A 21,363-nucleotide genomic window follows, 5' to 3' on the forward strand; every position below is an offset into this window, starting at 1 on the left:
GCTCTCCTCAGGCGGCGGTGACGCGGACGGCTTCGACCACGTTGCGCATGTAGCCGGCCGGGTTCCACAGCGGGTCCAGCGGCTGGGTGTCGCCGGCCATGTTGGTGGCGCGGACCTTCAGCGTGTAGTCGCCGGCGGCCTTGGGCGTGAAGTCGGCATGCCATTCGCGGAAGGAATAGCGGCCCAGGTCCTTTCCCAGCTTGGCGGCCTGCCAGGTCTTGCCGTCGTCGGACGAGAACTGGACTTCGCGTATGCCCTTGCCGCCGTCGAAGGCGATGCCGCGCACCTGCACCGGCTTGCCGCGGGCGACGCGCGCGCCCGCGCTCAAGCTGGTGATGAAGCTGCGCACGTTGTAGCGGCCGATGGGGCGGGTCTTTTCCGGAGCCTTGCCCGGCGGGGTGCAGGCGCAATCGTTGTCGGGAATGCGATAGGCCTTCTGCATCCAGAAGCCGTCGAACTCCTTGTCCAGCACCTTGATGTCGGCCAGGTGCTTGACCCAGTAGGTGCCGTAATACCCCGGCACCACCAGACGCACGGGATAGCCGTTGAGCATGGGCAGGTCGGCGCCGTTCATGGCGTAGGCCAGCATGACCTCGCCGTCCAGCGCATGGGCGACGTCCAGCGCCTTGACGAACTCGGGCGTGCCGGGCAGCACCGGCCGGTCCATGCCTTCGAATGAGATCTGGCGCGCATCGGCGCGGATGCCGGCCTTTTCCAGGACGCGCTTGAGCGGGATCCCCAACCAGCGGGCATTGCCCATGGCGCCGTTGCCCGACTGCCCGCCGCCCACGCGCGGCAAGAAGAAGCCGCGGCTGTTGCCCGAGCACTGGGTGACCGCCACCAGTTCCACCGGCTTGCCGAATTGCTGCTTCAGATCGGCCAGCGACAGGTCCAGGGGCTTGTCGACCAGGCCGCTCACTTTGATGCGGTAGGTGTTCAGGTCGATCGCGGTGGGGATGTTGCCCAGGTGATAGCGCACGAAGAAGGCGTCGTTGGGCGTGATGACGTTTTCGTTGAAGACCGAGAACGGCGTTTCCAGCTGTGGCGGGCGCGAGGTCTGGCGGATCAGGGGCCGTTTTTGCGGATAGGCGATCAACTCGCGCTCGCCATTGGCGAACGGCAGGGTGACGGTGGCCGGCGCCGCCAGGCTGGTCAGCGCATGGCCGGCCAGCGTGCCGGTCGCGCCCAGCGTACAGGCCTGGCGCAGGAAGCGCCGGCGCCCATTCGGGTCGAATGTGCTCATCTTGCTGTCTCCTCGTTCTTGTCAGCGCCCTGCCCCCGGCGCATTCACACGAGGCTACGCGCCACGGCCTGACAAATGCGTTAACGTCCGCGCTGCCCATTCCAATTTCCGCGTTTTCCGCTTCGATGATCCTGACATTCAACAAGCGCGCCTTCGCCGCGCTGCTGGCCGTAACCGCGCTGGAAGCGCTGATCGCCACCCTGGGCGCGCCCTATCCCTTGCTGCGGGGCTTCGTGGGCGACGTGGTGGCGGTGGGCTGGGCCTATCTGGTGTATCGCAGCTTCATCCGCGCGGATGTGCTGCCGCTGGCGCTGGCCGCGCTGTTCACCGGCTACGCGGTGGAACTGGGCCAATACCTGGCCCGGCATTTCGGCTGGCGGCTGGAGCAGCCGCTATTGCGCATCGTCCTGGGCAGCGTGCCCGACTGGTGGGACATGCTGGCCTACACGCTGGGATTCGTGTTGGTGCTGGCGCTGGTCGCCTGGAACCGGTGGCGGGGCGCCGCGTTGCGCGGCGCCTGAGCGCTTTTCGTCTTTCCGCCTGGCCGCGAGCGCCAGGCTTTCCACCCGGGAATCAGCCTGCCTGGCAGACCGGCGCGTCGTCATGCGCGCGCGCGGCGGGCTTGGCCGCGCGCAGCGGTTGCAGCCGGGCATTGCGGAACGGCGCGAAGAGTTCGGCCCAGGACGACGGAAACAGCGGCGTGGCGTGGCGCACGGCGTCGCGGCGGGCGTAGTGCGTCAGCAGTTGTTGGCCGATCGGGGCGTCTCCCAGGGGGTGGCGGGTATTCATGGTATTTCCGTATTGCATTGAAAGTGTATTCATTGTACTCAAATGCGCTCATCCGGGCAACCACCCTGCGTGAGCGCCAAGTTATTGATCCATAAGTACTGTCCCTGTTTGTTGAGCAAGCTTTCACCGATCTTCGGGATTGCCCTAGCAGTTCAAAATAGTAGACGGTATACAATGTTCATCATGCCCGGGCTAAGACCAGCCTGGAGTCTTCACCATTGGACCTGGAGCGCGTCATGGCTGAACTGATGAACCGAGATGAATTCCGTACCGCGTTGGAAAACGCGATCAAGGGCAAGAGCGCCAACGCCTCTCCCTTTTCCATCGCCTGGGCAGAAGGCAAGCTGAGCCGGCAGCACCTGCAGCGCTGGGCCGAGAACCACTATCACTATGTGGGTCCGTTCGCCGATTACCTCGGCTATCTCTACGCCCGCACGCCCGACACGTACACCGAGGCCAAGGACTTTCTGCTGGCCAATATGTATGAAGAGGAAATCGGCGGTGACCGCCACACGGACCTGCTGATCCGTTTTGCGGAAGCCTGCGGCACCACCCGCGAACGGGTCGTCAACCCCGACAACATGTCGCCCACCACGCGCGCCCTGCAAAGCTGGTGCTACGCCGTGGCCATGCGCGAGGATCCCATCGTGGCGGTGGCCGGGCTGGTGGTGGGCCTGGAATCGCAAGTGCCGTCGATTTACCGCAAGCAGACCCCGACCCTGCGCGAGAAGTACGGCTTCACCGACGAGGAAGTGGAATTCTTCGACCTGCACATCGTGTCCGACGAAATCCACGGCGAACGCGGCTATCAGATCGTGCTGGAGCACGCCAACACGGTGGACCTGCAGCAGCGCTGCCTGAAGATCTGCGAGATCGGCGCCCAGATGCGGCTGCTGTACACGACCGCGCTCTACACCGACTACGTGCAGCAGGAAATCACGCTGCCCGAACTGGGCCTTGCCGCCTGAGCACATCGCGCGGCCGTCCGGTGCGTTGTGCCCGACGGCCGCGGCCCGCAGATCCCAGAGCAGAAAACCCATGCCTACCATCGTGTTTCATAAGGGCGGCCAGACCTACACCGACGTGGTGAAGGACAACACCAACCTGGTGGTGCGGGCCGGCATCAAGCAGTTTCCGTATCCGCATCTGCGCTACGAGTGCGGCATGGGCAAGTGCGCCAAGTGCGCCTGCCGCGTGCTGGCCGGGGCCGAGCATCTGCCGCCGGTCAACTGGAAGGAAAAGAAGCAGCTGGGCGAGCGCATCGACCAGGGCTACCGGCTGGCGTGCCAGCTCTGGCTCAGCAGCGACATCGAGCTGGTCCAGGACGTGGAGGCATAGCGGCGATGGGCCCGGTATACGTCATCCTGACCAGCAAGCCCGGCGTGTTCCGCACGGAAGCCGACGACGGCTCGGTGGACATCCTGGAAACCTACGACTACGCCTTCTATGGCCGTGCGCTGGCGGTCTACTGCATCGCCCGCCTGCATGGCGACACCAAGCTGGTCGTCACCGAGGAAACCCCGCCTTACGTGGTGAACCGCGTGCCTTCCAAATTCCTGGAGAAGTTCGAGTCGGTGGAAGCGGCCCGCAAGGAGCTCGCCCATTTGACGCGTTTTGGCAGCATGGAATCGACCTTGACGCTGCGCCCAGGCGCGGTCGCAGCGGAGCATTGAACAATATGGTCCAGATCACATTCATTTCCAATGGCGGCATGGTCGCCACGGCGCCCGAAAACAGCAATCTGCTGCGCGTATCGCTCAAGGAAAAGGGCGGCATCCCCTTCAAGTGCGGGGGCGGCCTGTGCGGCACCTGCAAGTGCCGCATCGAGGAAGGGCTGGAAAACACCGACGCCATCAAGCCGAAAGAGCGCAAGCATCTGCGCCCGGAGGACTTCGAGGCCGGCTACCGCATGGCTTGCCAGACCTTCGTCAATGGCGACGTGAAGGTCTCGTGGGTGATCCAGAACGGCAAGGGCGTGGTGGTCGGCGCGGCGTCCGATCCTGTCGAAGCGGCGACCTGAGGGCGGCTGCCCGCCAGGACGCGGCGGGCCTGGACCGGCTTATGCGCGGGCCGGCTCAGGCCACCGATGCGTGCGGCTGCTGCTGCGCTTCCGTATAGGCCTTGGCGGCGTTGTGCACGTGCTGGCTGGCCAGCAGCGCCGCCAAATCGCCGTTGCCGGCGATGACCGCATTGAGAATCTGCGAATGCTCGTCCCAGTTCTGTTTGGCGCGCAGCATGTTGCTGGGCGCGAACAGCAGCGCCGTACGGTCGCGCAGCGAACGCATCAGGTCGGTCAGCACCACGTTGCCGCCGATGGTGGCCAGCATTTCGTGGAACTGGGAGTTCAGCGCCAGGAACTTGTCCAGCTGCTCGCTGCGGGCGGCTTCGGTGCCTTCGCGCAGGAAAGCCTGCAGGCGCTCGACGGTCTTTTCGTCGCGGCGCTGCGCCGCGAGCTTGGCGTTCAGGCCTTCCAGCGTGGCGCGCACTTCCACCATGTCGTAGGCGACCGCGTCGGACAGCACTGATACGGACGCGCCGCGGCGCGGCTCGATGGTCACCAGGCCTTCGGCAGCCAGGGCGCGCAGCGCCTCGCGCACCGGGATGCGCGACACGCCCATTTCTTCGGACAGGCGGCCTTCGACCAGGCGATCGCCAGGCGTGAATTCGCCGCTCAGGATGCGCTCGCGCAGCTTGTCGCGGATGACGGCGAACAACTGCGGATGCTGCTCGCCGATCTTCAGCGGGGCGGAGTGCTGCGTTTCTGCGGCTTGCGGGCTGACGGGTGAGGTTGTCATGGCGAGCAGGTTCGGCTTAATGGATACAGTCTCCATTGTATTACCGGGTGTAGCTGCGTGGCTTTGGGGGCGAACCGCATCAGTGTCCCCAAAAAGCCTTGGCCAGCACGCCCAGCGCGCCCAAGGCGCATACCGCCAGCAGCACGCCGCGCACGGCACGCGGGGGCAGGCGGTGGCGCAACCGGTTGGAGACCGCAAAACCGGCCAGCAGGAAAGGCGCCAGGCTGAGCGCCAGCCCGGCGTGATAGCCCGTGTAGCGCTTGGCCCAGGCCAGCATCGCCAGCGAGAAGATCGAGCCCAGGAACAGCACCATGCCCAGCGTGGCGCGCAGGCGCGGCGGCGCCGCGTGCTGCATCACGATGGCAATGGGCGGCGCGCCCACCGAGGTCATGGTGCCCATGATGCCGGAGGCCACGCCCGCGCCGGACACGCGCCCGGGCGTGGCGGAAAAGTGCAGGCCCGCCGCGCTCAGCGCTACGGCCACCAGGATCAGCCCGGCAAATAGCACGCCCAGCGCCTGCGGCGCGAAGCGCGTCATGGCGTAGATGGCGATCAGCGTGCCGACGGCGCGGCCCGCCAGCGCGTAGGACACCGAGGGCCAGTCGATGGCGGCGCGCTCGCGCAGCGCGGTCAAGAGCGAAATGAAGCCGCCCAGTGTCAGCAGCGGCCCCGGCGCCAATTGGGGAAAGAACATGGCCGCCACCGGCGCCGCGAACATGGCGAAGCCCACGCCGCCCACGCCCTGCGCGATCGCGGCGCCGAACACCACGGCGGCCATGGTGGCGTACTGGAGAAGATCGGGGTACGGCAGGGAAGATGTCATGCCTGGATGTGTTCTTACTATGTATACGATAGTCTATCCAGGATTTTTCCGAATTTCATGAAGCGCTTCAAAAACTAGGGTAATCCCCTGATTTTCTGGCGATATTCATGGATTCTTCAGAATTATCGCTTTCCCTAGGCGCTGCATATTTCGATTGGTATGGCTACAAACGAAATATAGTATACCGAATGTGGTGATACGACAGCCACGCATACAAGGGGAATAGCACATGCAAGCGGACGTAGTGCTCAACGCTGCTCACTGGATGTACCTGATCAGCGTGGCCGCCATCATCCTGACGATGATCTTGCGGGCCAATGTGGTGGTGCCGTCGGTGATCGGCACCTTTCTGGTGGTGCTTGCCATCACGGGCAATCCGATCAGCGCCCTGATAGGCATCTTCTCGGCCAGCTTCGTGGCGGCCAAGGAGCTGTTCAACATCTTTCTGGTGATCACCTTCATGACGGCGCTGCTCAATGCGCTGAAGACCTTGCAGGCGGACGTGCGCATGGTGCAGCCGTTTCGCCGCGTCATGCGGGGCGGGCATTCGTCCTTCCTGATCATCGCCCTCTGTACTTACGTGATCTCGCTGTTCTTCTGGCCCACGCCGGCGGTGCCGCTGGTGTCCGCCATCCTGCTGCCCGCGGCCATCGCGGCAGGCCTGCCGCCGCTGGCGGGCGCCATGGCCATTGCCATCGCCGGCCAGGGCATGGCCTTGTCCTCGGACTACGTGATCGGCGTGGCGCCCAGCATCAGCGCCAAAGCAGCGGGGGCGGCGGTCAGCGCCGCCGTGGTCGCGGACCGCGCGCTGGTGTTGTCGCTGATCACAGGCGGGGTGGCGCTGGTGGCCGCCTATCTGCTGATCCGCAAGCACATCGTGCCGGCCGACGCGGCGCTGCTGTCCGCCTGGCAGGCCCGCGCGCAGGACGGCAGCCTGGCGCGCATTGAGCAGTCTGGCTCTTTCGATAAGGCCGAACTGGCCCGCGGCACCATGGGCGCCGATCCCTCCCTGCCTAGCGGCCCGGCCCTGAGCGACGAGGAGCGCCGTCGAGTGCGCTGGTCCAAGACCTTCGCGGTCGTGACCCCGCTGGCCTTCCTGGCGGTGATCGCCGTCATGGTGCTGCCGCGCCTGTTCCCGTCCCTGCCCGCGCTGCGTGGCGGCGACGCGGCGGCGCTGGTGGGCGGCGTGGCGTTCGTGGTGATGATGCTGGTGACCCTGGCCGCGGAAGGCCCGCGCAAGATGCTGGACGTCTGTCCGGAACACGTCACCGACGGCTTTGTGTTCGCCTTCAAGGCCATGGGTTCGGTGCTGCCGATCGCCGGCTTCTTTTTCGTGGGCGCCAACGAAACCGCCGCGCAGATCCTGGGCGTGCCGCAGGCGCAGGCGCCGGGCCTGCTGTTCGAGGTGATTTCCGCCGGCCAGCACCTGATCCCCGAAAACCACTTCCTGGTGGCCTTTGGCGTGCTGCTGGTCGGCATGATCACCGGCATCGACGGTTCCGGCTTTGCCGGCCTGCCCCTGACCGGCACGCTGTCGGGCGCCCTGGGCCCGGTGGTGGGCGTGGACCCGGCGACGCTGGCGGCGGTGGGCCAGATGGGCGCGGTCTGGACCGGGGGCGGCACGCTGATCGCCTGGTCCTCGCTGATCGCGGTGGCAGGCTTCGCGCGGGTGAACGTGTTGTCGCTGGTGCGCGCCCTGCTGTTGCCGGTGCTGCTGGCGCTGTTCGTTTCGACGATCTGCGCGGTGCTGATCTGGAGTTGAACCCTGTTTGTGGCGCTGCTTTGGGGTCCCTGCGGGGACCCTTTTTTCCAAGGGCGAGGTCGATACCGGGCAGGGGTTTACACGTATCGATCCATATTGATTAAAGTATACAATGTTCATAAGTAAGCCAGCCCGCTCAGGCACTCGCGGCCAGCCGGGCGCAGACCAAGGAAGCGCTCCCGTGGACGATCTCTCGCAGCAAACATTCCTGAATCACATCGGCGGCAGCTGGATGCCCAGCGGCACCGGCAAGACCGCGCCCAATATCAACCCGGCAGATACCGCCGACATCGTCGGCCGTTTCCAGGTCTCGGACGCCGAGGATGCGCGCCAGGCGGTGGCCGCCGCCGAAGCCGCCTTTGCCGGTTGGCGCGATACGCCGATTTCCAAGCGCGCCGCCATCCTGTTCCGCGCGGCCCAGCACCTGGAAGACCACGCCAACGACATCGCGCGCGAATTGACCCGGGAAGAGGGCAAGAGCCTGAACCTGGCCAAGGACGAGGTACTGCGCTCGGCGCAGACGATCCGCTTCTATGCGGTGGAAGGGCAGTCGTTTACGGGCGAAACCTATCCCAACGACGATCCGGATATGGTGGTCTACAGCCAGCGCGAACCGCTGGGCGTGGTGACGGTGATTTCCCCCTGGAACTTTCCCATTTCCATTCCCGCCCGCAAGATCGCCCCGGCGCTCATCACGGGCAACACCGTGGTGTTCAAGCCCTCGTCCGACGCGCCCATGTCGGGCTACCGGCTGGCCGAGGCTTTCGTGCAGGCTGGCTTGCCGGCCGGGGTGCTGAATTTCCTGACCGGCCCGGCCGGCGCGGTGGGCGAGGCCATTACGGGCGCGCGCGCGGTGCGGGCGATTTCCTTTACCGGCTCCACCGCCGCGGGCGAACAGATCCACCGGACCGCTGGGCTGACCACCCGCACGCAGATGGAGCTGGGCGGCAAGAATCCGCTGATCGTGCTGGCGGACGCCGACCTGGACCGTGCCGTGGACCTGGCGGTGAAGGGCGGATTCTCGCTGAGCGGCCAGGCCTGCACCGGCACCAGCCGGGTGCTGGTCGACAAGCGCGTGCGCCAGGCCTACACCGACAAGCTGCTGGCCCGCATCAAGGCGCTGACCATAGGCAACGGCCTGGACGGCAACTTCGACCTGGGGCCGCTGGCCACCGCCAAGCAGCTGGACAACGTGCTGGGCTATGTGGCCGTCGGCAAGCAGGAAGCCACCCATCTGTACGGCGGCGAGCGCCTGACGGGCGCCGGGTTCGAGCGCGGGTATTACGTGTCGCCGGCGTTGTTCACCGACGTTACGCAGCAGATGCGCATCGCCCGGGAAGAGATCTTCGGGCCCGTGATCGCGCTGATCGAGGTGGACGGCTACGAGGACGCCATTGCCAAAGCCAACGACACCGAATATGGCCTGTCGGCCGCCATCGCCACCACCGATGCGCGCTACGCGCACCGGTTCGCCCGCGACATCCAGGCCGGCACGGTCAAGATCAACCGGACCACCACCGGCAACCTGATCAACGCGCCGTTCGGCGGGCTGAAGCATTCCAGCACCTCCACGTTCCGCGAATCGGGACGCGTGGGGCTGGAGTTTTACACGCAGATCAAGACTGTCTACCGCGCCGGCTGAGGCCGCGGTTCCTAAACGCAAGCAGAGGAGGTCATCCCCATGAAGCAGGTCTATCGTCTGGAACTTGAAGAAGCGCGCGTGATGGTGCGCGCGGCCATCGCCAAATCGGAAGAGATCGGCGTGTTGGAGACGATTTGCATCGTCGACGACGGCGGCTATCCCATTGCGCTGGAGCGCATGGACGGCGCCCGCATCACCGGCCCGCAAATCGCCTGGAACAAGGCCTTCACGGCGGCCGGGCACAAGCGTTCCACGCACTTGTTCAACACCCCGCCCAATGGTCCGGCGCTGCCCGGCAACGAAGCCTTCGGCATCCAGTGGAGCTTCGACGGCAAGTTCGCCGTATTCGTCGGCGGCTTTCCCATCGTGGTGAACAACGAGGTGATCGGCGGCGTGGGCCTGAGCGGCGGCAATGGCGAACAGGACACCAAGGCCGGCCTGGCCGCCTTGGCGGCCCTGGCGACGCTGCTGGAGCCGCGCGGCATGAAGGTGCTGGTCGAGGCGGACATCAAGAAATAAGCGAGGCCGGCCATGGCATACCGCGTGCATATCCTGCAAACCGACGAGTCGTTCCAGGTCGAAGAAGGCGAATCCGTGCTGCAGGCCGCCGAGCGCTCGGCGGTGAAGTTGCCGCACGAGTGCACCTTTGGCGGCTGCGGCACCTGCCGCATCAAACTGGAGTCCGGCGCCGTGGAGTACGAAGAGTTCCCCATGGCCTTGACGCCGGAGGAGGCGGCCGAAGGCTATGCGCTGGCCTGCCAGGCCCGGCCCCTGGGCGATCTTTGCATCAGCGTGGCCAGCAGCCGGCAGTCGTTTCCGGAACCGCGCCGTCTGCCGGCCACCATCCACTGCATCGAAAAGTTCTGCGACGACGTCATCCACCTGACCTTGGCGCTGCCGCAAGAGGGCATGGACTATGTGCCGGGCCAGTACATGAACGTGGTGCTGCCCGACGGCGAGACGCGCAGCTTTTCCATGGCCTCGACGCCCGCCGGCGGCCTGGTGGATTTCCACGTGCGCCGCATCCCCGGCGGGCGCTACACCGACCAGTGGCTGGGCCAGGCGCAGGCCGGCGCCGGCGTGGAGATCGAAGCGCCGCTGGGCGTGTTCAGCTATCACGAGGAAGACTGGCGGCCGCTCATCATGATGGCCACCGGCACGGGCATCGCGCCCATCAAGGCCATTCTGGAGTCGCTGCTGGACAACGAAGACTGCCCGCCCGTCACGCTTTACTGGGGCATGCGCACCGAGGCCGACCTTTATCTGCGCGAGGTGATCGAAAGCTGGGCGGGAAGACTGTACGAGTTCAACTTCGTGCCGGTACTGTCGCGCGCGGGTGCGGACTGGCTGGGTCGCCGCGGCCACGTGCAGCAGGCAGTCCTGGAGGACCACCAGGATCTGTCCGAGCACGCTTTCTACCTATGTGGCGCGCCGGAGATGATCCGCGAAGCCAAGAGCCTCCTGGCCGCGCGCGGCGCCAGTCTGGACCACATGTATTCCGACAGCTTCACCTTCCAGCACGCGCTGGCCGCCGCCTGAGCGGCCACGCATGCCTATTTAGCGGTACACCAGCACCGGCAGGCGCGTGCGCGCCAGCACGCGCTGGGTTTCGCTGCCCAGCAGAAAGCCCGTCATGCCATGGCGGCCGTGCGAACCCATGATGATCAGGTCGCAGCCCTGGTTCTGCGCCGCTTCGACGATGGCCTCGTGGGGGTGGTCGTTGACCGTGACCACGGCGTTGCATGGCACCAGCGCGTGGCGCGCTTCCATTTCCAGGTTGTCCAGGTAGGTTTGCGCGTTCTTGCGCGCCTGGTCGGTATGCTGCGCCTGCGTGGTGCCCAGCATTTCGGCCTGGTAGACCAGCAGATGGTCCTCCGGGATGGCGCGGATGAGCGTGATGGTGGCTCCCATTTCCTTGGCGAAAACAAGAGCGCGCTTGAAAGCCGATTCGGACAGCAGGGAGCCGTCCACGGCGACGAGCAGGTGCTTATACATGTTGCCTCTCCTTTAGGGAAAGGAATAGGGAGCAACTCGCCAATCCAGTATAGGCTCGCCGTCAGGCGCAATCCAGTCCTGCATACGGACGAGGTTCCCGGGGGGGCCCGCCGCGCATATTTCCAAAAGAAGCCGAACCCGGGCTGCAACATAACCTCATATCGACTAAGTATTTTTCCGCGCCGCGCGGCGATGACAGAATCGGTTCGACGCCTTGAACCTACTTCCGGAAACGAACTTCCATGTCATCGCCACGCCGCCAGGCTTATGCCCGCGTACTTGCCATAGCGGGCAGTCCGTCGCAACGCTCCCGTTCCTCGGTGCTGCTGCGGCACGCTGCCGGGATCCTGCAGTCGCGGGGCCTGGGTGTCGGCGAACTGGGCTTGCGCGACATCCCGGCCGAAGAACTGATAGAAGGCAACTACGCCAGCGCCGCGGCCAATACGCTGCGCGCGCGGGTAGCGGCGGCGGATGCGGTGCTGATTTCCACGCCGGTCTACCAGGCTTCGTTTTCCGGCGGCTTGAAGGCGGTGCTGGATTTGCTGGATCCCAAGGCCCTGGCGGGCAAGGTAGTGCTGCCCATCGCCACGGGCGGCAGCCCCGCGCATCTGCTGGCGCTGGAATATGGCCTGAAGCCCGTGCTGTCCGCGCTGGGCGCGCGCCACATTCTGGCGGGCGTCTATGCCACCGATGCGCAGGTCCGCGTGGATGAATTCGGCGTGGGTGAGATCGACGCCGAGGCGCGGCGGCGGCTGGAGGACTCGGTGGAGCGCCTGTCCGAACAGGTGCTGCCGCGCGGCGCATCTGTCAATCAATCCTACGACCTGGGTCGGCTCGCGCTTGCGGGCAGTTTCAGCGTGTGACCCATGCGCCGCGCCCACGCCTACACCCCTCCCGATACGCCGATCCTGCGCTGGCTCGCGCCCGCGCTGCTGGCGGCGCTGTGGCTGGGCAGCGGCGAGACGGCCAGGCAGGTCCTGCCGCCGCTGAGCCTGCTTGCGCCGCTTCTATACCAGACGGTGCGCGGCATACGCGCGGTGGACCCGGCGCTGGTCGAGACCGGCCGGTCGCACGATTTGAGCGGCTGGCCTCTTTACCGGGACGTGCTGCTGCCGGGCGCGTTGCCGTTCATCCTGACGGGCCTGCGGCAGGGGCTGGGACTCTTATGGCTGAGCTTGATAGCGCTGGAACTCTACGCGACGCCGGCGGGCCCGGGCAGGCTGCCGCTGTTGGACAGCGTTCCTCCGGGCGCGGCGACGCTGTTGCTGGGGGTCGCGCTGTACGCGGGCCTCGGTCTGGGCTCGGGGGCGCTGGTAGGCGTGCTGGAGCGCTGGCTGCTGCGCTGGAGGCCGCGATGATGTTTATCAATCCCAATGAGTTTGAACTGTTGCAGCACCTGGACGCGCGCGCGCGGACGGAGCCGGACGAAGCGTCCGAGCCTGCACCGCAAGCTGCGCTGCGCGTGACCTTGCGCAAGCTTGCCAAGCGTTATGGCGACCGCATTGCATTGCAGGCGCTGGACCTGGAGATTGCGGCCGGCGAGTTCGTGGCGGTGGTCGGGCGCGCCGGCAGCGGTAAAAGCACCTTGCTGCAGTTGCTGGCTGGCCAGCTTGCGCCCAGCGGCGAGCAGGGCGGAGAGCCGAGCCGCTCGCCGCTGCTGTTCGACAACTTTCCCAACTGGGCGCCCGACAGCCGTGTGCGCCTCTTGCTGCCGGACGCGCGCCTGCTGCCCTGGAAGACCGTGCTGCACAACGTGGCCCTGGGCCTGCCCGGCACGGCGCAGGCGGCAGATGCGTTGCGGCAGGTGGGCCTGGACGGCCACGGTGGCGACTGGCCCGCGCAGCTGTCCGAGGCCCAGTGTCAGCGCGTGGCGCTGGCCCGGGCCTTGGCGCGCCACCCCGGCCTGCTGTTGCTGGACGAGCCTTTCGAGGGGTTGGACGCGCTGAGCCGCATCGAGGCGCAGCGGCTGCTGGCAGACCTCTGGCGCCAGCAGGGCTTTACCGCCGTGCTGGCGACCCACGACGTGGCCGAGGCCGTGGCGCTGGCGGATCGCATCCTGGTGCTGGACGAAGGCGGCGTGGTGCTGGACGAGCGTGTCGGCCTCGCGCATCCACGCGTGCGCGGCTCGGCCGCGCTCGCCGCGTTGGAGGCCCGTGTGCTGCGCGCCGCGCTGCGCCAGCAAGACACCCCAGACGCCGATCGGCCGCTGGCGCCCGTCATCCAGATCCGGCATCTGCGGCTCGCGGTCTGAGGCCGCACCCCGTGATTCACGCAGGGGCGGCATGGCGCCGCCCCACACACCAGGAGCAAGACCCATGAGCATTCAATCCATTAACGCCCGCAACCAGTTCCGCGGCAAGATCAAGGAAATCATTCTGGGCCCGGTGGTGTCCGAGGTGGACGTGGATACGCCGGCCGGCATCGTGACCTCGGTCATCACCACCCGGTCGGTCAAGGAACTGGACTTGCAGGTCGGCACCGAGGTGCTGGCCTTCGTCAAGGCGACCGAGGTTTCCGTCGCCAAACTGTGAACCGAGACAGATCCGCGCCGGCGCTTCCCCTGCGCCGGCGTTAGGCATATATTGTCTGCGCGATATCCGGCAATTTCCTCCTGGCTTGTGGCAGCATGTTTTGCGATTCACGGAGAACGGAAAATGCGTCGACTGCAACAATGGTTCATCGGCTGGTTATGCCTGGGGCTGGTTGCCTGCTTCCCCGCCACGGCGCAGACCAAGCTGGACAACGCGCAACTGGATCAGCTGATGGCGCCCGTGGCGCTGTATCCGGATTCGCTGCTCTCGCAAATCCTCATGGGGGCGACCTACCCCGACGATGTCGCGGCGGCCGCCAAGTGGTCGGCCGCGCACACCTCGGAATCCGGCGACAAGGCCGTCAAGGCTGTCGAAGGCGAGGCCTGGGATCCCAGCGTCAAATCCCTGGTGGCATTTCCTTCGGTCATGGACATGATGGGCCGCCAGCCGGACTGGGTGAAGTCCGTGGGCGACGCCTTCCTGGCGCAACCCGACGCTGTCATGGACTCGGTCCAGCGGCTGCGAGTCCAGGCGCAGAAAGCCGGCAACCTGAAGAGCACGCCGCAGCAGAAGGTCACCTCCAACACCACCAACGACAAGACGGTGGTGGTGATCGAGCCGGCCGATCCGCAGGTGGTGTATGTGCCCAGCTACAACCCGACGGTGGTCTACGGCGCCTGGGCCTATCCTTCCTATCCGCCTTACTACTATCCGCCGCCTCCGGGCTCGGTGTTCGCCACCTCGCTGGTGGCCGGCATAGGCTTCGGCCTGGGCGTGGCCGCGGTCAACTCCATGTGGGGCGGGTTCGACTGGGGGCACAACGACGTCGATATCGACGTCAACCGCTACAACAACATCAACGTCAACCAGCGCATCGACCGGACCAACATCAACAACAACAGGACCAACTGGCAGCACAATCCCGCCAACCGCGGCAATACCCCGTATGCGGACCAGGCCAGCCGGCAGCGTTTCGACAGCCAGCGCCAGGCCGGTGTGCAGAGCCGGGCGCAGGGCCAGGGCGGCCGTACGCCGGGCGCGGCGCCGGCCGCCAGTTCCCGCGATGCCGCCCGTGACCGCGCGGCGCAGTCGTTCGAGGGTCGCACCGGGCAATCCATTGCCGGCCATTCCGGACCGTCCGCGGGACGTGGCCAAGGCGCCGCCGGCAGGGGCGATGCCGCAGCCGGCCGCGGGCAAGGACAAGGGCAAGGCCAGCGAGCCGCGCAAGGCGGACAGGGCGGGCAGGGCGCCCGCGACCGGACCCAGGGCGGCGGACAAGCGCAGCACAACCGGCCTTCCTCCAGCGTGTCGACGCAGGACCGCCAGGCCGCGTCCCAGCGCCAGCGCGCGGACGAAGCGGCCGCGCGCGACAGGGGCCGTGCTTCCAATAGCGCCAATGCGCTGAGCGGCGCCGGCAACGGCGATCAGATGCGGCAGCAGCACAGCCGCAGCGAGATGAACCGCGGCGGCGGAGGCGGCGCGCGCGGGGGCGGCCACGCCGGCGGCGGACGCGGCGGTGGCGGCGGCGGACATTTCGGCGGCCGGAGATAAGCACCATGGACAAGGGAACTCTCATGACCATTGCTCGTTTGCGCGCGCTGGGCGCCGCGTCGCTGCTGGCGCTGGGCCTCGCGGCCCCCGTCGCCGCGCAAAGCCTGTATCCGAGCCCGCAGGCCGCCGCCGACGCCTTCGTCGACGCCATGGCCACTGGCGACCTGGACGGACTGGCCAAGGTACTGGGGCCGAATCACCGGAAGATCGTGCCGGGTGGCGTGGCGCAGGACGATATCTACCGTTTCCTGGCGGCCTGGTCGCGCAAGCACGAAATCGTGGCCGACGGCGGCCGTTCCTGGCTGGCGGTCGGGGATTCGGGCTGGACTCTGCCCGTACCCATTGTGCGTGCCGGGCAGGGCTGGCGTTTCGACCCGGCAGCCGGCACGGCGGAAATCCGCCGCCGCGCCATCGGTCGCAACGAACTGACCGCCATCGCGACGCTGCGGGAGTTGCAGGCGGCCCAGGGCCGTTACAAGGACAGCGTGGGCCAAGGGCGCTATGCGAGCCGCCTGGTCAGCCGTCCGGGACAACGCGACGGCCTGTACTGGCCCGAAGTGCCTGGCGCGCCTCAGCAGGCCTACGGCTTGGACGCGCTCAGCATGGGGCCGGAGGTGCCGCTGGACGACGCCTATTACGGCTATCGGTACAAGGTGATGCCGGGCGCCGACGGCAGTTCGTACCGCATCGTCGCCTGGCCGGCCCGCTACGGGCAGACCGGCATCGACACCTTTGTCATCGGTCCCGACGGGCGCGTACTGGAGTCCGACCTGGGACCCGCGTCCGCGGCGCGCGCCGCCGCCTTGCGGGAACGCGATATCAGTGCCGGAACCTGGACCGACGCCGACGCGCAACCCGTTGGCACCAAATGATTTTTCCGGCTTTCGGGGAGTAATCCGCGCACGCCTGTTGCTGGGTCGCAACAGGCGTGTCCGTTTGTCCGCATCGCGTGGCGCGACGCCCTTTTGTCAGCGCGCTGTGCCTAAAATGGCGAGCACCGGGACCCTGCCCGATACCCCTTTGCCGGACCTAGAAATTGAATCCCATGCATTTTGTCCGCTACGCCCTGTTCGGCGTAGGGATGGCGCTGAGCGCCGCGGCGGCCTCGGCCCCGATTTTCGTCCTGAACTCCCTGGACGCCAACGTCAGCATCGTTGATCCGGCCACCTACAAGGAATTGCGGCGCGTGCCCACGGGCAAAGAGCCGCATCACCTGTACCTGACCCCCGACGAAAAGTCGCTCATGGTGGCCAACGCCACCAGCGATTCGATCACGCTGATGGATCCCAAGACCGGTGAAGTGCAGCGCACGCTGACCGGCATTGTCGATCCCTACCAGCTGCAGTTTTCGCCGGACATGAAGTGGTTCGTGACCGCCGCCAACCGCCTGGACCACATCGACATCTATTCCTGGCATCCGCTGGAAAAGGGCTTCGACCTCAAGCTGGTCAAGCGTATCCAGGCCGGCAAGACGCCCAGCCACATCATGATCGACAAGAACAGCACCACGGCCTACGTGACGCTGCAGGACAGCGATCAGCTCATCGCCATCGACCTGGCCACGCAGACGCCGAAGTGGACGGTGTCGGTGGGCAAGACGCCGGCCGACGTGTTCCTGACGCCTGATCAGAAGACCTTGCTGGTGGCGCTGACCGGCGACTCCTACGTCGAGGCCTACGATGTCAGCAACGGCCCGGCCAAGCTGGTGACGCGCATCAAGACCGCCGCGGGCGCCCACGCCTTCCGCGCGCAGGGCGACCACCGCCATCTGTTCGTCAGCAACCGCACCGCCAATTCCATCAGCCGCATCGACCTGCAGACGTTGGCCGTCACCGACACCTTCCCGGTGCCGGGCGGCCCGGACTGCATGGACGTGCTGGCCGACGGCAAGACCCTGCTGGTCACCTCGCGCTGGGCACGCAAGCTCACGGTGGTGGATCTTGAGCAGAAGAAGGTCGTCAATCAGGTGCCGGTGGGCAAGTCGCCTCACGGCGTCTGGACCTTGAACCATGCTCCGACGAGGTAAGAGCCCCCACGCCGCGCCCGCTTGCGCGGGCTTGCTGCCCCCCAAGGGGCAGCGCTTGCCGGCAAAACGACATGTGGCTGTGGCCGTGATGCTCGCGCTGGCCTTTCCCGCCCTGGGAACGGCCGCGCCCGCCACCTGCGACAAGCCGGTCTACCTGACTTTCGATACCGGCCACATGGGCGTGGCCCCGCTGATCGCCGACGTGCTGGCCCGCCACAACGTCAAGGTCACCTTCTTCCTGGCCAACGAGCGCACGCTGACCGACGGCTCCAGCCTGGATAACGTGTGGGCGCCGTGGTGGAAGGCGCGCGCGGCCGAAGGCCATGTCTTCGGCTCGCACACCTACGATCACGTCTATTGGCAGGCCGACCTGCCCGGCGGCAAGTTCCGCGTCAAGCCCAGCGCCGGTCCGGACGCGGGCAAGCGCGCCGAATGGACGCCCGAGCAGTATTGCGCCGAGATCAAGCGGTCCGTCACTCGTTTCCACCAGATGACGGGCAAGAACATGCTGCCGATCTACCGTGCGCCCGGTGGCAAGACCTCGCCTGCGCTGCTGAAGGCGGCCAAGGCCTGCGGCTTCGAGCACGTGGGCTGGGCGCCCGCCGGCTTCCTGGGCGATGAACTGCCCAGCGACAAATACCCCAACGCCCGCCTGCTGGATCAGGCGCTGCGCACCATCAAGCCCGGCGACATCCTGCTGGCCCACCTGGGCATCTGGTCGCGCCAGGACCCCTGGGCGCCGGCCGTGCTGGAGCCGCTGATTGTCGGTTTGCAGCGCAAGGGCTATTGTTTTGCTACCTTGGACGCGCACCCGTCCTACCGCGACTGGATCGCTACTCATCATTGATCATGGATACGCTTAGTCAATTCTTCGGAGAGTGCCAGCAATGGCTCTTCGAAACGGCGATTCAGCCCGCGCTGTTCCACCTGGGCATGAGCAACTTCATCGAAGACGGCTACGACGCCACCATGTGGCTGCTGGTCGGCCTGCTGCAGATCGCGGTGCTGGTGCTGATATTCGGCCCCTTGCAGCGCCTGCGCCCCGTGGAGGCCGTGACCGACCGCCGCCAGATCGGCATCGACGTGCTGTACACGCTGATCCACCGCCTGGGCGCGTTCCGCCTGTTGCTGTTCTTTACCGTGGACCCGCTGTGGGACAGCGTGTTCGGGCAACTGCACGTCTGGGGCTTCGCGGCCTTCCAGCTGGACCAGTACTGGCCCGGCGTCACGGACAAGGCCTGGGTCAGCCTGATCATCTACCTGCTGCTGTTCGACGCGGTCGACTACTTCTACCATCGCGCCCAGCATCGTTTCGGTTGGCTCTGGGCATTGCATGCGGTGCACCATAGCCAGCGCCAGATGACGATCTGGAGCGACGACCGCAACCATCTGCTGGACGACATGCTGCGCGACGTGCTGGTGGTATTCGTGTCGCAGCTGGTGGGCGTGCCGCCCGCGCAGTTCGTCATGGTGGTGGCCATTACCCAGCTGGCGCAGAGTTTCTCGCACGCCAATCTGCGCATGCATTTCGGCGCCATCGGCGAGCGCCTGCTGGTCAGCCCGCGCTTTCACCGCCATCACCACTCCATCGCCTACGACGCGTCTTCGCCAGGGCCGGTGGGCGGCTACAACTTCGGCGCGCTGTTCCCCATCTGGGACGTGCTGTTCCGCACCGCCCGCTTCGGCGTGGGCTACGGCCCTACCGGCATCCATGACCAGCAGGCGGAACTGGGCGGGCGCGATTACGGCCGCAGCTTCTGGTCGCAGCAGTGGCTGGGCTTGAAGCGCATGGTCGGCCGCGATCGCGAGCCTGCCGCCGCGCCACCGGCGCCGCCGGCTTCCGCGGAACGCGCCTGAGAACTGCCCCACGCGCTTTCCCGGTTGGAAACGCGCAAATAAAAACGAGCCCGGTAGGGCTCGTTTTTATTTGGGAGGATCGGTCTGGAAGCCCGTTTCAGGGCTGACCGTCGTGCGTGGTCTCCCGCTTGATCTCGCCGTGCCGGCGTTCCATTTCCTGGCGCAGTTCGCGGCGCAGGCGCGCGGCTTCCATGCGTTGCTTTTCTTCCAGGTTGCGCGGTTCCAGGGGCGGCACCGCGGTCGGCGCGCCCTGCTCATCCACCGCCACCATCGTGAAGTAACAGCTGTTGGTGTGGCGCACCAGCTTCTTGCGGATGTCCTCGGTGACGACCTTGATGCCGATTTCCATCGAGGTGCGGCCGGTGTAGTTCACGGCTGCCAGGAAGGTCACCAGTTCGCCCACGTGGATGGGTTCGCGGAACACCACCTGGTCCACGGACAGGGTCACCACATATTGGCCGGCGTACCGGCTGGCACAGGCGTAGGCCACCTGGTCCAGGTACTTGAGGATGGTTCCGCCGTGCACATTTCCCGAGAAATTCGCCATGTCCGGCGTCATCAGGATGGTCATCGACAGTTGGTGGCTAAAGGCTTCGTCCATGGCGGTCGTTCAATCTTGAATAAAACACCTATGGTAGCGGCAGGCGACTGTCATGGCTGGGTCTTTTCAGTGTTTTCCGCAGGCGCTTCCACCAATTCTTCGGGCGGCACGTCACGCAGCAGGGCGGGCGGCGTCCACAACCCATCCAGCAGCGCCGGCTCGGGCGCATAGACGCGCAGCAGCAGGCTTGCCGGCCCGGCGGCGGGCAGGGGCAGCCAGTTGGACTGTTCCTCGGGCGCGGGGGGCGCGTGGCTGATGCGCAGGTCCAGCGAACCGTCGGCGTTGTAGCGCAGGGGATCGCGGTCGCCCAGCGCGTAGCGGCTCAGCGGATTGGCAAACGGCATGCCTTGCGCATCGTAGGCCGCCAGCGACCAGAGCGCCGCGGCGGGCGGCAACTGGCCGCTCTCGAAATGCAGCGTGTAGCCGTGCGCGCCATCCAGCGGCGCGCCCTGGCTGTCGGCGGCCAGCAGCAGCACGCTCAGGTCTTCGGGCAGGCCCGCGCCCGGCTGCGCTTGCGCCGTCAGGGCGCGCCGCAGATAGGAATTGCCGTAGACGCCGAGGTTGGCGGTTTCCTGGTGCCAGCCGTTCACGCTGCGCACCGTGCCGCCGGCAGCGGCCGTCATCCGCTCGCGCGCCGTTCGCAGGCCGCGCCGCATGCCTTGTTTGGCGGGGTGGCCGAGTTGAGCGAAGTCGAACGGCCGGCCGGCGATGAGACCCGCGCCGCGCAGCTTGGCCAGCACTGGCTGGTCGGTGGGATGCGGCGGATTCTTGCGCAGCAGCTCGGCCGCGTACTCGAAGTAGGCGTCGGTCGGCATGGATTCAACCTGCTCGCGCACGGGGATCCGCAGATTGAGGGAAGGATCGGATTTCACCCGCTGCGCCTGCGCGGGCAAATTCCATTGCGCCAGCGGCGTCAGCACGAAGCCGTCCTGCAAGCCGTGGACTGCGGGGTAGTCCGCTGGCCCGCCCGTCTGGATCAGGTTCTTGGCCCAGATATGGGCGGTAGGCGCGTCGATGCGCGCCATGCCAGAGGGCAGCACGCCGTTCCAGCCCGGCGGCACGATCACGGTATTGCCCTTGGCCGTGCCGGTGCTGCGCTTGCCCAGCATGGCGAACACGTCGGTCCACATGTCCAGCAGCGTCAGCGTGTAGAGCCGGCCCTGGGTATCCGGCACTGACAGCACCACCGGCCCGGAAGTCAGGTCCAGCCAGGCGGCGCTGCGCAGCATGTCGGGATTGGCCCAGGGCGTTGCGGCGCCGGGCTGCGGCAGCGCGCGCCCGTGCAGGAAGGTATTGGCCGGGGCGCCCTCGGCGCCGCGCGACGGATGGGTGAACTGGCGGCGGGTCAGGTCCATCGTGACCAGCGGATAGAAATAGAGATAGCCTTCCATCGCCGCCTGGTGGGCTGCTTCGGTGGCGGCGGCGGCCGGGGTCGGGGCGGAGGGCGCCGCCACGACGGGCGTGGCCGGCGCCAGCGCGGCGACGGCGGCGAAAGACAGGGCCAGGGCAACAAGGCGGCGCATCGGCGCTCCTACGGACATGCGGGGGAAAAGAGGGAGATCGGGCCGGCGTGGCGTCCCCGCAGCGGGAAGCTTGCGGCCAGTCCAGGCAGCCGAGAATGGTAGCAGCCGCGGGATCATCCAAAATCTGCGAAAAAACCCGATTTGGCATCCAAATCTCAGACATAAGGACGGGCCAGTCTTAGGACTGATCTCATGGCGCGGCCGTCGCGCAAGGCCTATACTCGG

25 protein-coding genes are annotated in these 21,363 nt (G+C 66.6%); 18 read left to right on the forward strand and 7 right to left on the reverse strand.

The genetic code is table 11. The annotated features are described in order from the left end of the window. Positions 1–7 precede the first annotated feature (7 nt). Positions 8–1,243, reverse strand: a complete 1,236-nt coding sequence (gene sorA / locus AC3WOB_RS18610) for a SorA family sulfite dehydrogenase catalytic subunit (RefSeq protein WP_332011826.1) — start codon at positions 1,241–1,243, stop codon at positions 8–10. A gap of 125 nt (positions 1,244–1,368) precedes the next feature. On the opposite strand from sorA, the gene AC3WOB_RS18615 reads away from it, so the two are divergent. Beyond that, the gene (locus AC3WOB_RS18615; RefSeq protein WP_492275831.1) at positions 1,369–1,764 is read left to right on the forward strand and encodes a DUF2809 domain-containing protein; all 396 of its coding nucleotides are present in this window, start codon (positions 1,369–1,371) and stop codon (positions 1,762–1,764) included. 52 nt (positions 1,765–1,816) lie between these two features. Here AC3WOB_RS18615 and AC3WOB_RS18620 read toward each other — a convergent pair whose 3' ends face one another. Further along, a complete protein-coding gene (locus tag AC3WOB_RS18620) occupies positions 1,817–2,032 on the reverse strand; it encodes a hypothetical protein (protein WP_013391054.1) in 216 nt (71 codons plus the stop codon). A 236-nt stretch (positions 2,033–2,268) separates the two neighbouring features. Here AC3WOB_RS18620 and AC3WOB_RS18625 point away from each other — a divergent pair, with 236 nt between their 5' ends. The 4 genes from AC3WOB_RS18625 (at position 2,269) to AC3WOB_RS18640 (ending at position 4,052) form a co-directional block, all read left to right on the forward strand. Beyond that, positions 2,269–3,000, forward strand: coding sequence for an iron-containing redox enzyme family protein (locus AC3WOB_RS18625; RefSeq protein WP_492275832.1), 732 nt, complete (start codon positions 2,269–2,271; stop codon positions 2,998–3,000). A 70-nt stretch (positions 3,001–3,070) separates the two neighbouring features. Next, entirely contained in the window at positions 3,071–3,370 is a 300-nt protein-coding gene (locus AC3WOB_RS18630) for a 2Fe-2S iron-sulfur cluster-binding protein (protein WP_173144504.1), read from the forward strand. Between the two features lie 5 nt (positions 3,371–3,375). Then, positions 3,376–3,705, forward strand: coding sequence for a ferredoxin (locus AC3WOB_RS18635; protein WP_492275833.1), 330 nt, complete (start codon positions 3,376–3,378; stop codon positions 3,703–3,705). Further along, entirely contained in the window at positions 3,702–4,052 is a 351-nt protein-coding gene (locus tag AC3WOB_RS18640) for a 2Fe-2S iron-sulfur cluster-binding protein (RefSeq protein ID WP_332011821.1), read from the forward strand. Before AC3WOB_RS18635 ends, AC3WOB_RS18640 begins: the two co-directional genes overlap by 4 nt. Positions 4,053–4,107: 55 nt before the next feature. Here AC3WOB_RS18640 and AC3WOB_RS18645 read toward each other — a convergent pair whose 3' ends face one another. Both AC3WOB_RS18645 and AC3WOB_RS18650 read right to left on the reverse strand, forming a co-directional pair. Next, positions 4,108–4,827, reverse strand: a complete 720-nt coding sequence (locus AC3WOB_RS18645) for a GntR family transcriptional regulator (protein WP_013391059.1) — start codon at positions 4,825–4,827, stop codon at positions 4,108–4,110. Between the two features lie 79 nt (positions 4,828–4,906). Beyond that, positions 4,907–5,650 carry a sulfite exporter TauE/SafE family protein gene (locus AC3WOB_RS18650; protein WP_013391060.1) on the reverse strand — a complete coding sequence of 248 codons (744 nt, stop codon included), beginning with the start codon at positions 5,648–5,650 and terminating at the stop codon, positions 4,907–4,909. Positions 5,651–5,879: 229 nt separating this feature from the next. Here AC3WOB_RS18650 and AC3WOB_RS18655 point away from each other — a divergent pair, with 229 nt between their 5' ends. The 4 genes from AC3WOB_RS18655 (at position 5,880) to AC3WOB_RS18670 (ending at position 10,593) form a co-directional block, all read left to right on the forward strand. Beyond that, the gene (locus tag AC3WOB_RS18655; RefSeq protein ID WP_013391061.1) at positions 5,880–7,412 is read left to right on the forward strand and encodes a hypothetical protein; all 1,533 of its coding nucleotides are present in this window, start codon (positions 5,880–5,882) and stop codon (positions 7,410–7,412) included. A 232-nt stretch (positions 7,413–7,644) separates the two neighbouring features. Beyond that, a complete protein-coding gene (locus tag AC3WOB_RS18660; RefSeq protein WP_049797894.1) occupies positions 7,645–9,054 on the forward strand; it encodes an aldehyde dehydrogenase family protein in 1,410 nt (469 codons plus the stop codon). A 39-nt stretch (positions 9,055–9,093) separates the two neighbouring features. After that, the gene (locus AC3WOB_RS18665) at positions 9,094–9,573 is read left to right on the forward strand and encodes a GlcG/HbpS family heme-binding protein (protein ID WP_013391063.1); all 480 of its coding nucleotides are present in this window, start codon (positions 9,094–9,096) and stop codon (positions 9,571–9,573) included. 12 nt (positions 9,574–9,585) lie between these two features. Next, the gene (locus AC3WOB_RS18670; RefSeq protein WP_492275834.1) at positions 9,586–10,593 is read left to right on the forward strand and encodes a 2Fe-2S iron-sulfur cluster-binding protein; all 1,008 of its coding nucleotides are present in this window, start codon (positions 9,586–9,588) and stop codon (positions 10,591–10,593) included. A gap of 18 nt (positions 10,594–10,611) precedes the next feature. Here AC3WOB_RS18670 and AC3WOB_RS18675 read toward each other — a convergent pair whose 3' ends face one another. Then, on the reverse strand, positions 10,612–11,049 hold the full coding sequence (locus AC3WOB_RS18675; RefSeq protein ID WP_013391065.1) for a universal stress protein: 438 nt from the start codon (positions 11,047–11,049) through the stop codon (positions 10,612–10,614). Between the two features lie 242 nt (positions 11,050–11,291). Between AC3WOB_RS18675 and ssuE the strand changes: the two genes are divergently transcribed. From ssuE to AC3WOB_RS18720, 9 genes are all read left to right on the forward strand, one after another. After that, positions 11,292–11,912: an NADPH-dependent FMN reductase gene (gene ssuE / locus AC3WOB_RS18680; RefSeq protein ID WP_492275835.1), complete on the forward strand. Its 621-nt coding sequence runs from the start codon at positions 11,292–11,294 to the stop codon at positions 11,910–11,912. Between the two features lie 3 nt (positions 11,913–11,915). After that, positions 11,916–12,407 carry an ABC transporter permease gene (locus AC3WOB_RS18685; RefSeq protein WP_492275836.1) on the forward strand — a complete coding sequence of 164 codons (492 nt, stop codon included), beginning with the start codon at positions 11,916–11,918 and terminating at the stop codon, positions 12,405–12,407. After that, positions 12,404–13,300 carry an ATP-binding cassette domain-containing protein gene (locus AC3WOB_RS18690; protein WP_492275837.1) on the forward strand — a complete coding sequence of 299 codons (897 nt, stop codon included), beginning with the start codon at positions 12,404–12,406 and terminating at the stop codon, positions 13,298–13,300. Before AC3WOB_RS18685 ends, AC3WOB_RS18690 begins: the two co-directional genes overlap by 4 nt. A 64-nt stretch (positions 13,301–13,364) precedes the next feature. Next, positions 13,365–13,580, forward strand: coding sequence for a TOBE domain-containing protein (locus AC3WOB_RS18695; RefSeq protein WP_006227327.1), 216 nt, complete (start codon positions 13,365–13,367; stop codon positions 13,578–13,580). Between the two features lie 123 nt (positions 13,581–13,703). Continuing rightward, positions 13,704–15,131, forward strand: a complete 1,428-nt coding sequence (locus tag AC3WOB_RS18700; RefSeq protein ID WP_492275838.1) for a DUF3300 domain-containing protein — start codon at positions 13,704–13,706, stop codon at positions 15,129–15,131. 23 nt (positions 15,132–15,154) lie between these two features. Beyond that, positions 15,155–16,003, forward strand: a complete 849-nt coding sequence (locus AC3WOB_RS18705; protein WP_492275839.1) for a DUF2950 family protein — start codon at positions 15,155–15,157, stop codon at positions 16,001–16,003. Positions 16,004–16,176: 173 nt separating this feature from the next. Then, positions 16,177–17,157 (forward strand): YVTN family beta-propeller repeat protein, encoded by a 981-nt coding sequence (locus AC3WOB_RS18710; protein ID WP_013391071.1) that lies wholly within the window; start codon positions 16,177–16,179, stop codon positions 17,155–17,157. A gap of 88 nt (positions 17,158–17,245) precedes the next feature. Beyond that, positions 17,246–18,004 (forward strand): polysaccharide deacetylase family protein, encoded by a 759-nt coding sequence (locus tag AC3WOB_RS18715; protein WP_492275956.1) that lies wholly within the window; start codon positions 17,246–17,248, stop codon positions 18,002–18,004. Between the two features lie 2 nt (positions 18,005–18,006). Further along, complete coding sequence (locus tag AC3WOB_RS18720) at positions 18,007–19,014, forward strand: sterol desaturase family protein (protein ID WP_492275840.1); 1,008 nt, start codon at positions 18,007–18,009, stop codon at positions 19,012–19,014. Positions 19,015–19,111: 97 nt separating this feature from the next. Here AC3WOB_RS18720 and AC3WOB_RS18725 read toward each other — a convergent pair whose 3' ends face one another. Both AC3WOB_RS18725 and AC3WOB_RS18730 read right to left on the reverse strand, forming a co-directional pair. Continuing rightward, a complete protein-coding gene (locus tag AC3WOB_RS18725; protein WP_013391074.1) occupies positions 19,112–19,615 on the reverse strand; it encodes an acyl-CoA thioesterase in 504 nt (167 codons plus the stop codon). A 50-nt stretch (positions 19,616–19,665) separates the two neighbouring features. Continuing rightward, positions 19,666–21,138: a DUF1254 domain-containing protein gene (locus AC3WOB_RS18730; protein WP_492275841.1), complete on the reverse strand. Its 1,473-nt coding sequence runs from the start codon at positions 21,136–21,138 to the stop codon at positions 19,666–19,668. Positions 21,139–21,363: the final 225 nt, after the last annotated feature.

The organism is Achromobacter sp. FW305-C-30-7 (assembly GCF_058783105.1).

Coding starts and splice junctions, on each gene's coding strand:
- sorA (WP_332011826.1), bottom strand. CDS start 1,243: ATGAGCACATTCGACCCGAATGGGCGCCGGCGCTTCCTGCGCCAGGCC.
- AC3WOB_RS18615 (WP_492275831.1), top strand. CDS start 1,369: ATGATCCTGACATTCAACAAGCGCGCCTTCGCCGCGCTGCTGGCCGTA.
- AC3WOB_RS18620 (WP_013391054.1), bottom strand. CDS start 2,032: ATGAATACCCGCCACCCCCTGGGAGACGCCCCGATCGGCCAACAACTG.
- AC3WOB_RS18625 (WP_492275832.1), top strand. CDS start 2,269: ATGGCTGAACTGATGAACCGAGATGAATTCCGTACCGCGTTGGAAAAC.
- AC3WOB_RS18630 (WP_173144504.1), top strand. CDS start 3,071: ATGCCTACCATCGTGTTTCATAAGGGCGGCCAGACCTACACCGACGTG.
- AC3WOB_RS18635 (WP_492275833.1), top strand. CDS start 3,376: ATGGGCCCGGTATACGTCATCCTGACCAGCAAGCCCGGCGTGTTCCGC.
- AC3WOB_RS18645 (WP_013391059.1), bottom strand. CDS start 4,827: ATGACAACCTCACCCGTCAGCCCGCAAGCCGCAGAAACGCAGCACTCC.
- AC3WOB_RS18650 (WP_013391060.1), bottom strand. CDS start 5,650: ATGACATCTTCCCTGCCGTACCCCGATCTTCTCCAGTACGCCACCATG.
- AC3WOB_RS18655 (WP_013391061.1), top strand. CDS start 5,880: ATGCAAGCGGACGTAGTGCTCAACGCTGCTCACTGGATGTACCTGATC.
- AC3WOB_RS18660 (WP_049797894.1), top strand. CDS start 7,645: ATGCCCAGCGGCACCGGCAAGACCGCGCCCAATATCAACCCGGCAGAT.
- AC3WOB_RS18665 (WP_013391063.1), top strand. CDS start 9,094: ATGAAGCAGGTCTATCGTCTGGAACTTGAAGAAGCGCGCGTGATGGTG.
- AC3WOB_RS18670 (WP_492275834.1), top strand. CDS start 9,586: ATGGCATACCGCGTGCATATCCTGCAAACCGACGAGTCGTTCCAGGTC.
- AC3WOB_RS18675 (WP_013391065.1), bottom strand. CDS start 11,049: ATGTATAAGCACCTGCTCGTCGCCGTGGACGGCTCCCTGCTGTCCGAA.
- ssuE (WP_492275835.1), top strand. CDS start 11,292: ATGTCATCGCCACGCCGCCAGGCTTATGCCCGCGTACTTGCCATAGCG.
- AC3WOB_RS18685 (WP_492275836.1), top strand. CDS start 11,916: ATGCGCCGCGCCCACGCCTACACCCCTCCCGATACGCCGATCCTGCGC.
- AC3WOB_RS18690 (WP_492275837.1), top strand. CDS start 12,404: ATGATGTTTATCAATCCCAATGAGTTTGAACTGTTGCAGCACCTGGAC.
- AC3WOB_RS18695 (WP_006227327.1), top strand. CDS start 13,365: ATGAGCATTCAATCCATTAACGCCCGCAACCAGTTCCGCGGCAAGATC.
- AC3WOB_RS18700 (WP_492275838.1), top strand. CDS start 13,704: ATGCGTCGACTGCAACAATGGTTCATCGGCTGGTTATGCCTGGGGCTG.
- AC3WOB_RS18705 (WP_492275839.1), top strand. CDS start 15,155: ATGACCATTGCTCGTTTGCGCGCGCTGGGCGCCGCGTCGCTGCTGGCG.
- AC3WOB_RS18710 (WP_013391071.1), top strand. CDS start 16,177: ATGCATTTTGTCCGCTACGCCCTGTTCGGCGTAGGGATGGCGCTGAGC.
- AC3WOB_RS18715 (WP_492275956.1), top strand. CDS start 17,246: ATGCTCGCGCTGGCCTTTCCCGCCCTGGGAACGGCCGCGCCCGCCACC.
- AC3WOB_RS18720 (WP_492275840.1), top strand. CDS start 18,007: ATGGATACGCTTAGTCAATTCTTCGGAGAGTGCCAGCAATGGCTCTTC.
- AC3WOB_RS18725 (WP_013391074.1), bottom strand. CDS start 19,615: ATGGACGAAGCCTTTAGCCACCAACTGTCGATGACCATCCTGATGACG.
- AC3WOB_RS18730 (WP_492275841.1), bottom strand. CDS start 21,138: ATGCGCCGCCTTGTTGCCCTGGCCCTGTCTTTCGCCGCCGTCGCCGCG.